At 51.9% G+C, this 14,362-nt stretch carries 13 protein-coding genes; 4 read left to right on the top strand and 9 right to left on the bottom strand.

Annotated elements, in window-relative coordinates:
* Nucleotides 1-17: 17 nt before the first annotated feature.
* Entirely contained in the window at nt 18-1,280 is a 1,263-nt protein-coding gene (gene umuC, locus J5069_RS05855; protein ID WP_264642958.1) for a translesion error-prone DNA polymerase V subunit UmuC, read from the bottom strand.
* A 237-nt stretch (nt 1,281-1,517) separates the two neighbouring features.
* Between umuC and J5069_RS05850 the strand changes: the two genes are divergently transcribed.
* Entirely contained in the window at nt 1,518-2,015 is a 498-nt protein-coding gene (locus tag J5069_RS05850; protein ID WP_264642957.1) for a YgjP-like metallopeptidase domain-containing protein, read from the top strand.
* Between the two features lie 48 nt (nt 2,016-2,063).
* Here J5069_RS05850 and umuD read toward each other — a convergent pair whose 3' ends face one another.
* Nucleotides 2,064-2,495, bottom strand: coding sequence for a translesion error-prone DNA polymerase V autoproteolytic subunit (umuD, locus tag J5069_RS05845; RefSeq protein WP_264642956.1), 432 nt, complete (start codon nt 2,493-2,495; stop codon nt 2,064-2,066).
* Between the two features lie 481 nt (nt 2,496-2,976).
* Here umuD and J5069_RS05840 point away from each other — a divergent pair, with 481 nt between their 5' ends.
* Nucleotides 2,977-4,191, top strand: a complete 1,215-nt coding sequence (locus J5069_RS05840) for a diguanylate phosphodiesterase (RefSeq protein WP_264642955.1) — start codon at nt 2,977-2,979, stop codon at nt 4,189-4,191.
* Nucleotides 4,192-4,312: 121 nt separating this feature from the next.
* Here the strand turns inward: J5069_RS05840 and J5069_RS05835 are convergent, their stop codons facing one another.
* A complete protein-coding gene (locus tag J5069_RS05835; RefSeq protein ID WP_264629186.1) occupies nt 4,313-4,873 on the bottom strand; it encodes a TetR/AcrR family transcriptional regulator in 561 nt (186 codons plus the stop codon).
* 93 nt (nt 4,874-4,966) lie between these two features.
* On the opposite strand from J5069_RS05835, the gene J5069_RS05830 reads away from it, so the two are divergent.
* Nucleotides 4,967-5,860, top strand: coding sequence for an ABC transporter six-transmembrane domain-containing protein (locus J5069_RS05830; protein WP_264642954.1), 894 nt, complete (start codon nt 4,967-4,969; stop codon nt 5,858-5,860).
* Between the two features lie 14 nt (nt 5,861-5,874).
* Here the strand turns inward: J5069_RS05830 and J5069_RS05825 are convergent, their stop codons facing one another.
* Entirely contained in the window at nt 5,875-6,429 is a 555-nt protein-coding gene (locus J5069_RS05825; RefSeq protein WP_264642953.1) for a TetR/AcrR family transcriptional regulator, read from the bottom strand.
* Nucleotides 6,430-6,844: 415 nt separating this feature from the next.
* Here J5069_RS05825 and J5069_RS05820 point away from each other — a divergent pair, with 415 nt between their 5' ends.
* Nucleotides 6,845-7,771 carry a DMT family transporter gene (locus tag J5069_RS05820; RefSeq protein WP_264643744.1) on the top strand — a complete coding sequence of 309 codons (927 nt, stop codon included), beginning with the start codon at nt 6,845-6,847 and terminating at the stop codon, nt 7,769-7,771.
* A 61-nt stretch (nt 7,772-7,832) separates the two neighbouring features.
* Here J5069_RS05820 and J5069_RS05815 read toward each other — a convergent pair whose 3' ends face one another.
* The 5 genes from J5069_RS05815 to J5069_RS05795 all read right to left on the bottom strand — a co-directional run bounded on the left by J5069_RS05815 (nt 7,833) and on the right by J5069_RS05795 (nt 14,343).
* A complete protein-coding gene (locus J5069_RS05815) occupies nt 7,833-9,026 on the bottom strand; it encodes an MFS transporter (RefSeq protein WP_264642952.1) in 1,194 nt (397 codons plus the stop codon).
* A gap of 228 nt (nt 9,027-9,254) precedes the next feature.
* Complete coding sequence (locus tag J5069_RS05810; protein ID WP_264642951.1) at nt 9,255-10,367, bottom strand: adhesin; 1,113 nt, start codon at nt 10,365-10,367, stop codon at nt 9,255-9,257.
* Between the two features lie 8 nt (nt 10,368-10,375).
* On the bottom strand, nt 10,376-10,609 hold the full coding sequence (locus tag J5069_RS05805; protein WP_264642950.1) for a FimD/PapC C-terminal domain-containing protein: 234 nt from the start codon (nt 10,607-10,609) through the stop codon (nt 10,376-10,378).
* Between the two features lie 45 nt (nt 10,610-10,654).
* A complete protein-coding gene (locus J5069_RS05800; RefSeq protein ID WP_264642949.1) occupies nt 10,655-11,749 on the bottom strand; it encodes a fimbrial protein in 1,095 nt (364 codons plus the stop codon).
* A gap of 8 nt (nt 11,750-11,757) precedes the next feature.
* Entirely contained in the window at nt 11,758-14,343 is a 2,586-nt protein-coding gene (locus J5069_RS05795; protein ID WP_264642948.1) for a fimbria/pilus outer membrane usher protein, read from the bottom strand.
* Nucleotides 14,344-14,362 lie beyond the last annotated feature (19 nt).

Genomic DNA, 14,362 nt, shown 5'->3' with positions numbered 1-14,362 from the left:
CTGGTGAGTGCTGTCGTCTACTTTGCAATCGGCAAGTCGGCAAACCGGGTGGTATACGCAGGTGACAACATGTTGCGCTTCATCGCCCAGGGCTGCTGAATGCCTTGTCCGGCGAACCATATCGCCCCTTTTCCTGAGGTATTTACCTGATCAATAACCTGCATAAGCGTCGCGCTATTGGCTTGCGGTTGGTTGGTGTCGAACAAATTAAGCTGGGCCGTGCCCTGGCTGTAAAAATCGCTCAGCATGACACCGGCTTTCATGTAACGGTGTCCGTTGGTCCAGATGCGATCGAGCGCCTGAGTAGCCACACGGATAATGTCGCGCGTGTCGCTGGTGGGAATACTCACTCTGCCGGAGGCCTGATTACCATAGAAGACTTCACCATCGGCATGTGGGCTGGTGCGCAAAAACACGCTCACCTGACAGCAATATTGCTGCTCCTGCCGTAGCTTTTCGGCGGCGCGCTCGGCGTAGGCGCAGATAGCCTCATGCATATCGACATAATCAGTGATGCGATAACCGAATGAACGGCTACAGACGATCTGCTGTTTTGTTGGTGCAAACTCATCCAGTCCGAGGCAGGGTTCGCCGCGCAATTCACGCACGGTGCGTTCCAGCACCACGTTAAAGTGTTTGCGAATCAGCCAGGTTGGGCTTTCCGCCAGGTTTAGCGCGGTTTCTATGCCCATCAGATTGAGTTTTTTGCTGATACGCCGACCCACGCCCCACACCTCGCTGACCGGCACCAGTGACAGCAGCTTGCGCTGTCGATCGGTATTCGACAAATCCACCACGCCGCCTGTTTTTTGCCACATCTTGGCGGCATGATTTGCCAGCTTGGCCAGCGTTTTGGTTTGTGCGATACCGACGCCGACCGGCAGCCCGATCTCTTTAAGCACTTTTTGCTGGATCTGCTGGCCTAACAGAGCAAGAGGCGTGGCGTTGCTGACGCCGGACAAATCCATAAAGGCTTCATCGATCGAATAGATTTCCAGCGTTGGCGCTAGCTCAAACAACGTGGCCATGACGCGGTTGCTCATGTCGGCATAGAGGGTGTAGTTCGAGCTGAACACGGCTATTTGCGCATCGGGAAACGCTTTTTTCATCATGAAATAGGGCGCTGCCATTTTTATCCCCAGCGCTTTGGCTTCTCGTGAGCGAGATATCACGCAACCGTCATTGTTGGACACCACCACCACCGGTTTTCCGCGCAGGTCCGGGCGAAACAGGGTTTCACAGGAGGTATAGAAGTTATTGACGTCGATAAGGGCAAACATGGTGTAAATCTCTGTATCTGTATTTATATACAGTACATTTGTGAGGGTGGGACGATCAAGCGGTATTGCATGTGCTGCCAGCAATGCATTGATAGGGCGGGATAACTATTTTTATTCGCCGCACGTGCAGGCAAATGACACACATGCTCCATGATAGCCTCGGTGAGCAAAATCGATTAGCATGTCGGTAAATTTTCGCCCTGTGCATTCACGGATACTGACGCGTTTACGGCCACGATGAGCAAACTGGATTACATAAAGCATTACCCATCAGAACTGATCGCGAGTGTCGATAGCTTGCTGCAATCTGGCAAGCTGGCTGCGGTGATTAAACAAAAGTACCCAGCGACGCATACGGTGACAAATGACAAGCAGCTCTACGAGTATGTCAATGGCATTAAAAACCGCTATCTGAAAAAGGAAAGCGCGCTTGCCAAAATTATGTATGACGGCGCGTTAAATCCGGTTAAAGGCACGCTCGGCACCAATACGTTTATCTCCAAAAATCATGGCGGGAAGTTAAAAGCCAAGAATGAGATCAAGATAGCAACCCTGTTCAGGAACGCGCCGGAAGCCTTTTTACGCATGATCGTGGTGCATGAACTGGCGCACCTGCGTGAGAAAGACCACAACAAAGCCTTTTATCAGCTCTGTTGTCACATGGAGCCGGACTACCATCAGTACGAGTTTGACATGCGTTTATGGTTGATCTGTAAAGAAGAAGGGCTGATTTAACCGAATGTGATGCGTCGAGCGCTAGACGCATTTTGATGTTTTCTCCCGCTAGCGCATGGCTTTTACCGTAAAAGTAACCACGCCGAAGATCTCAAGCGCTTCCTCATGCTGAAAGTGTATCGGTGAATAGCGCGTGTTATGCGGCACCAATTGCAGAAAAGGGCGGGTGCGCAACTCCTTAACGGTAAATTCGCCGTCCACGGCGGCCACCACGATATCACCGTGCTGTGCCGTCAATGCCCGATCAACCACCAGTAAGTCGCCGTTGCCAATGCCGGCATCAATCATCGAATCACCGCTGACACGGATAAAGTAAGTGGCATTGGGGTGCTTGATCACCAGTTGATTGATATCGAGCCGATCCTCCACGTAGTCCTGCGCTGGGCTGGGGAAACCACAGGGGACGTGTTCGATAAAAAAGGGCAACGAAGCGGTATTGACGCTGAGGCGTGGGAGCAGTGCGGGAGTGGATAACGGCATGATGATTTTCTCTATATATGTATATAAATACAGTATATGTGCGATGCTCATCGATCAAGCGGTTTTCTGATAGTTTCCAGTAATAGCCTGATATGCTGAATGATTTAAAGGCGAGATTAGTATGGTGACGCGTTCTCCGTCGGATGCACTCACAACATTAGCAAGAAACGCTTTTCTACCGTAGTTATCGATGACGGTTTGTAGGCATAGTGATTGATGTCAACGGGTTATTGGTGCAATGCAGGGCATTGAAAACTGGAGGATGAATTTTGTTGCTGCTAATCTTTGTCCATGAACGTGTCTTTTAGTGGACACCTTACCAGCCGTAATCGTCCGCTGAACATGGATTGTCGGCGTAGTACGTTTAGGAAAAACGGTGATACGCGTGACGCGTCTTGTCTGGTATCTTATCTACCACAATGCCTTTCCCTGATGGTGGGTATATTGAAACACCTATTTTTCTTCTAAGAGTCTGAGTCTTATGCTGTCTACATTGATTTACCGAAGCCGTGCAAGCCGAATCTTTGATCTATCGCTGCTCGATAAGCTAGTGGCGCAGTCTCAGGCGCGTAATGTGACGCTGCAACTGACCGGTATTCTGATCTTTGATGGCAGCCATTTTCTTCAGGTTTTGGAAGGTGAACCCGACATCGTGAATCAGCTATATGACGCTATCTGCGACGATCCTCGCCATGACAGCGTGGTTGAGTTGATGCGTGATTATGCGGCGAAGCGCCGTTTTATCAATATGGGCATGGCACTGTTTGATTTACGCCATGATAAACCCGGTGCCGTGCTGCGTGCGGTGATAAAAACCGGCGCGCTGCGCTATAACCTGGCGAGTGATGACCGGATTTATAAATTTATTCGTACCTTTGTGGAAGGGCGCTGGAAGAAACAGCTGGCCTACAGCAGCGAGCCTGAGTCGTGGGGCTTCTTATCAGAAGCGCCGCCCTTTGCTTCACCACCAGAATCGTCGTTTTTGGGGCAACCTTGCCAGTTCGCGTTGCAACCGATCGTTGAGCCGCTGCGCGGACAAATCAGCTCGTTTGAAGCGCTGATTCGTGGTCCGAACGGTGAGTCGCCACAGGCTTTTTTTGCGTCGATCCCGCCTGACAAACTGCATGAAACCGATCTTTCGTCCAAAGCGTGGGCGCTGGCGTTGGCGAAAAATATCAATATTGGTAGCCATAAAATTTCTATTAACCTGCTGCCAATGTCGCTGGTCAAGGTGCCGAATGCCGTTGATATTTTACTGGAGCAGATTGCCCGCAATGGCTTGGTGCCTGAACAGGTCATCGTTGAAGTGACGGAGGATGAAGTCATTTCCAGTTTTGACGCGTTCTCCTCCGCTATTCGGCAATTACGTTCGGCGGGGATCGGTCTGGCTATCGATGACTTTGGTGCCGGGTTTGCCGGACTATCGCTGCTCGCGAAGTTTCAGCCCGGAAAGGTCAAGATTGATCGCAGTATCGTAACGGATATCCAGGCTCATGGGCCCAAGCAGGCTATCGTCCAGGCGATAGTTAAATGTTGCGCGGAGTTGGAGATCAGTGTCGTTGCGGAAGGGGTGGAAACGGTGGAAGAGTGGTGCTGGTTAGAAGCCGCGGGCATTCGGCGTTTTCAGGGATTCCTCTTTGCCAAACCCAAACTTAATGGCGCGCCCGCGATTTGCTGGCCACATCGGCGGGGCTGATTGCCGAGCAAAACGTTACAGGGCAACCAACCGACCCGCGTTTATCAACCGCGTTTTCCCAAAATATGTACTGGGGCACTTATGCCCGCAGCCTGTATTCCCAAGGCATTGATGTTTGTCGCTATAAGCTACGCTGGAGAAAAGCGTCAATATCATTCATTGCCTGACGGCGAGCCTCTGGTGTTGGATTAATCATCAGATGGTCGGCATAGCCGTTGAGTAATGCACTGAGTTGGCGGGTGACCTGCATCACATCGATATCCTTCGTGACATTCGCTGCAATAATGTCGCTCAATAACCGATCCCAGGCATGGGTCATTGCTAACGCCAATTCGGCATAACGCGCTTCACGAATAGCTTTGCGCCACAATGCGCTATAAAGCTGCCAGATAGCATCGGTAGTTTCGGGTAAATATCCGGTAATAAACGCGCGCAGCTGTTGCTCGGGCGGCGCTGCCTGCACGGTTTGGGTGAAATTATCTAAATCGGTCAGCATAAAACGCGAATAAGCGTCGAGACACAGTGTCTGCCAGTCCGAAAAATAGTGGTAAATATGGCTGCGTGAGAGATTCAATGCTTCTGTTAACTCGCGCGTAGTGACATTTTCACTGCCCTTTTCGATAAAAAGGGCAATAGCGGTATCCAGAATTTTTTCCCGCAGTGTGGTGCGATCTTCTTTCATACTTTTGTCCGCATTGACTTTGAGCAATCGCTCAAATACACTTTGTTCGGTTTTGAGCAGGTGCTCAAAATTATCACTCACGAATGAATGACCATGCAAAACACATCTTACCATGTCAGCACTGCGCGCTCTCATAGCGCGATGGGCACACTGAAAAAACTGGCCGTCAGGCATAAGAAAAAGCTGTTTTTAACGCTCTTGCTGGTTGTGGCGGAGAACGTGGTCTATTTGCTCTATCCCTTACTGGCGGGGTTTGCCATCAATGCGATTATGAGCGGTCAGGCGGCGCAGGGGATTTTTTATGCCGTGCTGGTGCTATTTATGTGGGTGATCGGCGCCGCGCGGCGCAGTATCGATACGCGTACCTTTGCGCGTATTTATGCCGCGCTTGCTGTCCCGGTGATTTTGACGCAGCGCGAGGACGCGCAGAATAACTCTACCATTGCCGCCCGTGTGGCGCTGTCTCGGGAATTTGTCAGCTTTTTTGAAACGCATTTACCCCTGTTCATTACGTCATTGGCATCGATGTGCGGTGCCGTTGTCATGCTGCTGGCGATTGAGCGGACGGCTGGGTTTCTCTGCCTGGGGATACTGATTTTTTTCGCTTTTTTCCTGGCGGAGTACACGCGTCGCAATGAGGCGTTGTACCAACGGCTTAATAATCGGCTGGAAAAGGATATTACGATCGTCAGTAACGCCGGAGAAGGAAAACTGCACCGTCATTATGATGTGATGGCCCGGTTACGAATTCGCCTTTCCGATCGTGAAGCATGGGGTTATCTGGCGATTGGTGCCGCATCGGCACTGCTGTTTGGCGGTGCCATCATGCTGATGGCAGGGAAAAAAGGCATTGATGCCGGACACGTCTATTCGGTGATGACCTACTTATGGATGTTTGTGATGAGTCTGGATGACAGCCCGGCGTTGCTGGAAAAGTACGCGCAGTTGAAAGAGATTGGTAAACGCGTGAATACGGGTCTCGGTTGACGCGGGTTACCGGTTTATTCCCGCACCAGTCGGGCGATCGCCTGTAAAATTTTTTCCCGGCTCATGGGATGACGATTAAAAAAGTTATGAATGGTATACCCCTCAATCAACACATCCAGCGTCCATGATGTCTCCTCGCTAAAATGGCGGTGCAGGGCGGCTCTGCTGCGCGACATCCACTCCTGCAACAGCGCACGATAGGCTTCCTGGCGCGAAGCCAGCGCATAGAGTTCAAAGCTTAACGTCAGGTGGTTCGGCGTTGCCCAGATATTTCCGCAAATCAGATCGGCGACGGCCTCACAGGCATCGTCAATGTCTTCTGCCTGTGCCAGGCGCTGATGAAAGGCGTGAGAGATTTCGTCAATCATAACGATGAACGCGTCGATCAGCAGGGCATCAATACTTTTATAACGGTACGTCAACGTTCCCGGCGACAGTTGCGCTTGCGCCGCCACCCGGCGATAGGTTGCCCCACGCACGCCGTGCTCAAGGATCACGGTTAACGTTGCCTGAGCGATTCTGGTCCGTGTATCTGTGCCATTGTCTTCCCGATCGCACGAAACGGCCATATCCTGCTCCTTATTTCCCCATTACTGATGCGCTGGGCTAGTGAAAGTTACCACTGCTGCATTCTACGCTATCCGGCACCATGAGGCGATAATCGATGTCGTTGGTGTTTCATTCTAAAAGATAGGCGATATACAGCTATTTCATCCGTTATCTCAGTCTGTTATATTCTTCAAATTTATAAACGAAAATATTTTCATTTAAGCAAAATTATTAATAATCAATATATTACTGTGATTTTTATTTTTAAAAGTGGAACGGCATGGGATTTTATTCAAATATTTGGCTGTTGCACCGCTGGGTGAGTCTTTATTCTGAACCCATAATCCAAACTATCTCGAAAACCAAGGCCTGAAAATGCGTTGGTCGTGAGAGTACTGACGTTCAGAGTCGGGGAAGGAGATTGTTTTGAATAACATGGTTGCATTTTATACCAATAGGAAAGTGGTATTTTTGCTGGCGACACTCTGTTGCCTGCTGTGGGGAAGTTCTTATCCAGCGATAAAAAATGGCTATGCGCTCTTTCATATCGCTGACGGCGATATTCCAGGGAAACTGTTATTTGCCGGTTATCGCTTTGCGATTGCAGGCATCTTGTTGCTGCTGCTGGCAAAAATACGAGGGTGCTCACTGACGCAGTTAATGCCGGGTCAACCGAAACAGTTGGTGATCCTCGGGTTAAGCCAAACCGCTGTGCAGTACACGCTATTTTATATTGGTCTGGCGCACACTACCGGGGTTAACGGGTCGATCATGAATGCCACCCAGACGTTTTTCAGCGTACTGTTGGCGCATTATTTGTACCACAATGACAAGTTGAGCATCAACAAAAGTATCGGCTGTCTGGTGGGCTTTATGGGTGTTGCCATCGTGAATATCAACGGGCTGGGCGATTTCACGTTTACGCTGATGGGCGACGGCTTCATCGTGATGTCGGCGTTTTTAATCTCTGCGGCGAGTATTTACGGTAAACGTATCTCTGCTGCCATGGATGCGACAATGATGACGGGCTATCAACTGACGATTGGCGGCGTGGTGATGCTTGTGGTGGGCTACCTTTTGGGGGGCAGTATTCGCGTCGAAAGCAGTACGGCCTGCATGGTGCTGTTATATCTGGTGCTGATTTCGTCGGTCAGTTTTGCCTTGTGGAGCCAACTGCTGAAATACAACAAAGTGGGTGTGCTTGCGCCGTTTAACTTCCTGATCCCGGTTGCCGGTGTGCTGCTCTCTGCGCTGTTTTTGGGCGAGAAAATGCTGGAATGGCGCTATGCCATCGCGTTGGTGCTGGTGTGTGCCGGCATCGGAATGGTCAATCGTCAGGCGTGGCGGCCATCCTCAAGATAATGACTGTCTCGCTTTTCCGTTGGTGCCAGACAACAGGCACCAACGGCGAGGTCAAAACGCATCACGCGGGATGCTTTAACGGCGCTTTTTTCTCACTGGCGGCTGATGTGCAGAAAAACGCCAGGATTACCATGCACAATACCGGCAGCATGGCGATGCGCAGCCCGGCATGTTCGCCGATAAAACCCAGCGCTGGCGGCCCGACGAGAAAAGCGATGTAGCCGAGGATGGCAGCAAGGGTGACGCGCACCGCGCGATTTTCCCCGGTAGCGCCAGCGGCGGAGATAGTGAGCGGAAAGCCCAACGATGCGCCAATCCCCCACAGGACTACCGCCAGGGCGGCGAGCCACTGTGTATGGGTTAAAATAATCAGCCCCAGCCCGACGGCGGCTGAAACCGCGCTGAATTTGAGAATGGCCGTGCGGCCAAAGTGGTTGACGATGTAACCGCCCGCAAAGCGCCCGACGGTCATGCCGGCGGCGAACCCGACAAAGAACAGCGAGCCGGAGGTATGGCTGAAACCATGCGCATCGATCATCAACAACGGCAGCCAGTCATTGGCAGAGCCTTCCGCCAGCGCCATCGCTAAAATCACTACGCCCAGAAGCGCCAGGCGTGTGTCTTTCAGTTCATGAATCACCTGCGCTTTATAGCTGCGGTTGTCACTGTGCTGTTCTGCCACCAGAGCACTGGCCCAAGGCATATGGGTAAATTGTAATGCAAGCGTCAGTGCAGTCAGGCTGATAATTATGCCAAAATGCAGGTTGATGCTGATGTCCAGTGCGGTCATCCCCATGCCGATCAGCGCGCCAACCAGCGTGCCCAGGCTGAAAAAGCCGTGCAGCGTGGTCATGATGACTTGATTGATATGCTGTTCAAACGCGGCACCTTCGATATTCAAGACAATATCAATCATGCCCAGTCCCATACCAAACAGCGCCAGCGCACAGAAAGCCATCTGTTGATTTGCCAGTAGCAGCGCTACGGCCAGCAGCAGGAAACCGACGGCCAGCAACATAAAACCCGCCAGCGCAACGCGGCGAATGCCGTACTTGTTGATCAGTTTTCCTGACCAGAGTATTCCCACCATGGAACCGCAGGAAAAACCAAACAGAATTAACCCGAAAACCTCAGTAGAGGCATGCAGCGTGTCCCGAATCAACGGCGTTCGGGTGATCCAGGAACTCCAGGCGAAGCCGGGCAAAAACATCAGGGCGAATAGCGCCACTTTTTGACGCAAAACGGATGAAGACATAACAACCAACCTTACTCGCATTATCGGGTTGCACAGCACGCATAGCAGTGAGTGTGATTATTGACCGGTTATGAATATTCACCATCAATAATCGTTTTTTTGCGTCGTACATTTGTACGAGAGAGTGTTGCATATCCTGCTAAGGTTGTCAGCTATCGCGTATTTTATTTCTCGCATAGTCAGGAGTGCGCGGGTGTAGCCGTAAGATTAACCCTCTGCACCTGGTTATCAGTTGTAGGTTACCGCCACATTGACGGATGCTGTTACCAGGCCGGTAGGTAAAGCGTTTCCACCCGAGCACAATCGCCAGGTGATTTGGTTGGTGTAAGTGTGGTTTAACTCGTTGGCACCAAGCACGCCGACATTGATGTCGGCGTAATTAAAAGTGACCCCGGTAGTGGCATCACAGGCGCCGCTACCGGTGACGCCATTATTGATCTCACCGGTGATATAGCCCCCTCCTAGGTTTAATGCCAACCTCGCTACGTTACCGTTATATAAATTGCCACTGAATTGCACGTTGATATTGGTATCGATGGTGTCCGGCGCATCCTGATCGCAAGTAACGGTGAGCGGAGCGGTGACGTTAGCCAACTCGGCGAATTGTGTCGTATTGCGCGCTGCGGTACCGAAGTTGACACTGGTGGTGGTGGCAATTAAGCAGGCAATGGCGGTCACACGCAGAAGAGTATAGGGTTGGATTATTTGAGATTGGCTGTTGCTGGGGGTTGAGGTGATAGCATACATCGGTGGTATAACGTACGTGCCGGTACGCTGTGTACCGTCGGTAACAATTGCCCATAAACCAGAAATGTTCGCTGTTTGTCGCTCGTTACCGAATATAGTGAAGGGAAAAGGAGAACCGTGGTCTGCAAATGATAAGCACCAGCCCCTATTAGTAGGTACGATGGCATTGCCAGAAGTAGAGTTTGATGTATAAGTCCCTTGGGTACCATTTAAACCAATGGTTCCCGTTAAAGCGGCTATTTCTACAGGCATGGTAGCACCAACAGTAAGTGTGGTGAGCGCTGTGGCAATAGGTACGATACCGACACCTTGGCTAATGGTATACGCTTGAGTACTATTGATGGTGCTGAGTTTGGTGGTTGAAATACAGTCTGTCGTTAAATCACTGATAGCGGCTATACCGCCGCTGGTGAGTATGGTTGAATCGTTTTGATAAGTGATGGAAAGATTGTTTACACTAAACGGTGACCCCTGCCATACCACCCCCGAACCTTTACCAATCGTCAACGTATTGGCCTGCAAGGCCTGTGCGCTAAACAACATCAACCACGCTGCTATGCTGGCGGTTTGCTTGACAGTCATAAAGTGGCTCATGTATCACCTCATTCGCAGCGTACGGTCAGTGACCGTATCGGGTTATTGTCCATGGGCTTGGAAAGTTTGCAGAGATCAAAACGTGCCTGGCACTGTGGCTGTTGTTCCCGTCCCCAGTTGACGTTCAGCGTGCCGCGTTCCGGCAAATCGCTCCTATAGACCTGTCCGTCATCGCCGACAATGCCGGTATTGATGTCATCGTTCGGCGTGCTATCAACTGCGGCGAGTACGCCAAACGGCACGCTGCCGGTGGCATCGCCGTAAGATTAACCCTCTGCATCTGGTTATCAGTTATAGGTTACCGCCACATTGGCGGAGGCGTTTACCGGGCCGATAGGCAAAGCACTTCCACCTGAGCACAGCCGCCAGATTATTTGGTTGGTGAAAGTTTGGCTTAGCGTACTGGCAGTGAGCACGCCGACATTGATATCGGTACTATTAAAATTGACTCCAGTAGAGGCATCGCAGGTGCCGCTGCCAGTGACGCCGTTACTGATCTCTCCTGTGATATAGCCACCCCCTTCGTTTAATGCTAACCGCGCAGTGTTACCTTCAAACACATTGCCGCTGAATTGGACGTTGATATTGGTGTCGATAGTATTGGGATTATCTTGTCCACATGAAACAGTGAATGGTTGAGGCATATTTGCCAGTTCAGCGGCATGTAAGGTATTTCGCGCCACGGTACCAAAATCGACACTGGTGGGGGTAGTAATGGAGCAGGAGACCAGATTTACACGTAAAAAAGTGTAGGGAAGGATGTTTTTTGTACTTTGATCTCTATCAGAGAAAGTCGCTCCGTACATCGTTGGCATGGGATAAGTACCTGATTGTTGTGTTCCATCAGTCACTATTACCCATTCACCCGAACCACTCATGGTTTGCGAGAGATTCAATAGAATTGATGTGTTGGTATTGAAAAAATTGATACACCACGCGCGATTTGGCGGGACAACACCATCACCCCCTTGGGGAAAGTCACTGCCAGACAACGTCCCGGCAGTGCCATTCATCCCAAGCGTTCCAGCCATGTTTACGGGGTAGAGTGACAGATTTGTGAAGGTATTTACGTTAAAACTCGCTGTTGGTACTAACCCGATGCCTGGTGCAATGGGAAAGGCGTCAATACTAGCAATATTGACAAGACTGGAGCTTGTAAGGCATTCCGTCATTGAATTTGTTATCGAGGCCGCGCCTCGCGTCGCCGTCGTTGCGCTATTTTGATTCTGTGTTTGCAGGCCTAGTGTAAAGGGGGCCCCTCGCCAAACCTCACCCGAACCCTTGCCAATCGTCAGCGTATTGGCCTGCGAGGCCTGAGCGCTAAACAACATCAACCACGCTGCTATGCTGGCTGTTTGCTTGATAGTGATAAAGTAGCTCATGCATTACCTCATTCGCAGCGTACGGCCAATGACCGTATCGGGTTGCTCGCCGTGGGTTTGGGCAGTTTGCTGAGATCAAAACGTGCCCGACACTGTTGCTGTTGTTCCCGTCCCCAGTTGACGTTCAGCGTGCCGCGTTCCGGCAAACCGCTCATATACACCTGCCCATCGTCGCCGACAATGCCGGTATTGATGTCATCTTGCTGCGCGCCATCGACCGCAGCGAGTGCACCAAAGGGCACGCTGCCGGTGGGTAACTGCAACGTGATCAACGCCTGATAACCGATGCGAGTGGCGAAGTTGGCTAACACCACCGCCCCTTTGGTGGGGTAAAGGTTCAGGCTGGATTGGGTGATATCCACATCGTCCGGCAATGTCGCCGGGTTAAGATCGATACTGTTGCGCTGGTAGTTCGACATATAGGGCACCAGCGCATAGCCGCGGCTGTCGGTTTGTACGTTGCCCTGCATAATACTGACGCCGCCTGCGCCGGGCGCACTGACCAGCGCCGCAGAGCTGCCTATCATCTGACCCAGCGTCACCCCTTGGGGATGAGCCACCACGGAACCACTGCCGCCCAGATTGAGGGAGCGGTTGTTACGGCTGTAGCTGTAACCCAGGGTGGCGTTGCCTCTGCTGCCCTGATAACTGGTGTTTAACGTGCTGGTGCTGTTGTTTTGATCGTTTGACCACCCCTGCATGACGCTGTAACTCAGACGATCGTCCAATGTGCTGCCGCTAAGACCGGCCTGCTGCTGTACGCGACCGTGATTGTCGTGCGTCATTTGGTAGCTGGCATAGAGACGATTCAATGAGGCGGATGAACTGAACAGGCTCATCGGTACTTGCACGTTTACGGAGAACTGCCGGTTTTCCGGCCAGCTATTGTTGCTTTTAATCCTGTCGATACTGTAGGCCAAACCATAGCTGACACCGCGATAGTTGCCGTTGTAACCGGCAGAGAGCGTGTTCATGACATTTTCATTGCCCCAGTAGTCGCTGCGTACGCCGGAAAGGTAAAATGAGCCATTGCTTCCCACCTGCTGGCTGATTCGCATCTCAAAACTGGAGCGTTGGCGCGTTAACGCCCAGGGCACCTGACCATAGCTGAGCCGGTGCCCCAGACTGTTGAAATCGGTAAAGTTGTAGTAGTGCTCGGTGGAATAACGGTAAGCCGCCAGATCGAGCGTGGTGCCGGTCTCCTGTACGCTTTTCGCATAACGAATCCGGTATGAAGCGCCGTGCTTGCGGTCATTCTGCTGTGGCAGTGTGGTGCTTGAAGTGGTGACATCCGCCGAAAGCGCTCCCCATGCGCCTAATGAAATGCCCGAACCAGCCACCAGCGACAGGTAGTCATTAGCAAACAGGCCGCCGCCGTACAGCGTGATATCCTGCGGCAGACCGTAAATTGCGGTGCCGGAAACAAACGTCGCCTCCTGAGAATTGACGGTGATGCCGCCGTTGTAGCGCCCTGCGGTTACTTCATATTTAAGGCTGCCCGGACGACGCATCACCGGAAGGGACGTTGCCGTCACCGTTTGGGTACGCACCGTGCCATCCGCTTCTGCAATGGTAACGGTGAGATCGCCCGACTGGCCGGTCTGGAACAGATCGCTGATGCGAAACGGCCCCGGTGGCACGAAGGTCTGATAGACCACGTTACCGTTCTGGCTCACGGTGACGCGGGCGTTGGTTTGCGCAATACCGCTGATCACCGGCGCAAAACCACGCTGGCTGATCGGCAACATGTCATCGTTGGAGTTAAGTTTGACACCGCGGAAGGGGACGCTGTTGAGCACGTCATTGCTGGTGGTGCTTTCACCCAACAATATTTCAGAACGCCAGGGCGTAATGTCCCGTTGCAGGTAAGTGTTAGTGAACTGCGTATTTTGATTGCTTTGGTTTTCTTCGCCGTTGCGACTGGCGCTGTTGCGGGTATACGTCATGGTGCTGCGTAACCGCCAGGCGTCGAGATTGATCCCGGCACGCAGGTTGGCGAACAGGTTGGTCTGCGACTGTTTTTCCATGCCGTACTGCGCATCTTGCCAGTTGCGTCCGCCGTTAACCGTGTAATTCAGTAAAAAAGCCGGAATGCCGTGGTCCCACAGTGCAGGATCGACGGCACCGCGGATGTTGGGGCGCAGTGCAACCTGTGGGATGCTGAGATCCAACCGTAGCTGGTTAAAATTAAAGCGGACAGAGGATTCGGGAATCAGGGTTGCCAGGTTCTCCACCGGCTTTTCCGCAGGCAAACGCGCAAAGGCGGGCAAGGCTTGCGTGTTAATGCCGAGCTCATGCAGCATCGCGGGCGTGAGTTCTGGTTCTACTTTTCCCTGCGCATTCGCGTTGAAGACCAGCGTGTGTTGCCCCTGATCCAACTGGTTGACGAAGACGTTAACCATATAGGTGCCGGGAGGAATATTGCCGGGCTTGTCGAACACGCTAAGATCGGTAGTTGTTAACTGCGCGCCGCCCAGTGAAAGCAGGCCCGGATCGAAATAGTCCTGTGCCCAGACGTTACCCGCCGCCAACATGCACACGCCAACCAGAGGCGAGAGAGGAAATGCGTCAAAATATTGTTTTTGTTTTCGCATTGTTGACGACTCTTAAGTC

This window comes from Candidatus Symbiopectobacterium sp. NZEC127 (assembly GCF_025962675.1).
GTDB lineage: Bacteria > Pseudomonadota > Gammaproteobacteria > Enterobacterales > Enterobacteriaceae > Symbiopectobacterium.
The sequence above is the reverse complement of the archived record's forward strand: the minus strand, read 5'-3'. Positions and strand labels throughout refer to the sequence as shown.

Bases quoted from the DNA above. Each gene is read 5' to 3' on its own strand.
- umuC (WP_264642958.1), bottom strand. From the start codon at position 1,280: ATGTTTGCCCTTATCGACGTCAATAACTTCTATACCTCCTGTGAAACC.
- J5069_RS05850 (WP_264642957.1), top strand. From the start codon at position 1,518: ATGAGCAAACTGGATTACATAAAGCATTACCCATCAGAACTGATCGCG.
- umuD (WP_264642956.1), bottom strand. From the start codon at position 2,495: ATGCCGTTATCCACTCCCGCACTGCTCCCACGCCTCAGCGTCAATACC.
- J5069_RS05840 (WP_264642955.1), top strand. From the start codon at position 2,977: ATGCTGTCTACATTGATTTACCGAAGCCGTGCAAGCCGAATCTTTGAT.
- J5069_RS05835 (WP_264629186.1), bottom strand. From the start codon at position 4,873: ATGAAAGAAGATCGCACCACACTGCGGGAAAAAATTCTGGATACCGCT.
- J5069_RS05830 (WP_264642954.1), top strand. From the start codon at position 4,967: ATGCAAAACACATCTTACCATGTCAGCACTGCGCGCTCTCATAGCGCG.
- J5069_RS05825 (WP_264642953.1), bottom strand. From the start codon at position 6,429: ATGGCCGTTTCGTGCGATCGGGAAGACAATGGCACAGATACACGGACC.
- J5069_RS05820 (WP_264643744.1), top strand. From the start codon at position 6,845: ATGGTTGCATTTTATACCAATAGGAAAGTGGTATTTTTGCTGGCGACA.
- J5069_RS05815 (WP_264642952.1), bottom strand. From the start codon at position 9,026: ATGTCTTCATCCGTTTTGCGTCAAAAAGTGGCGCTATTCGCCCTGATG.
- J5069_RS05810 (WP_264642951.1), bottom strand. From the start codon at position 10,367: ATGAGCCACTTTATGACTGTCAAGCAAACCGCCAGCATAGCAGCGTGG.
- J5069_RS05800 (WP_264642949.1), bottom strand. From the start codon at position 11,749: ATGAGCTACTTTATCACTATCAAGCAAACAGCCAGCATAGCAGCGTGG.
- J5069_RS05795 (WP_264642948.1), bottom strand. From the start codon at position 14,343: ATGCGAAAACAAAAACAATATTTTGACGCATTTCCTCTCTCGCCTCTG.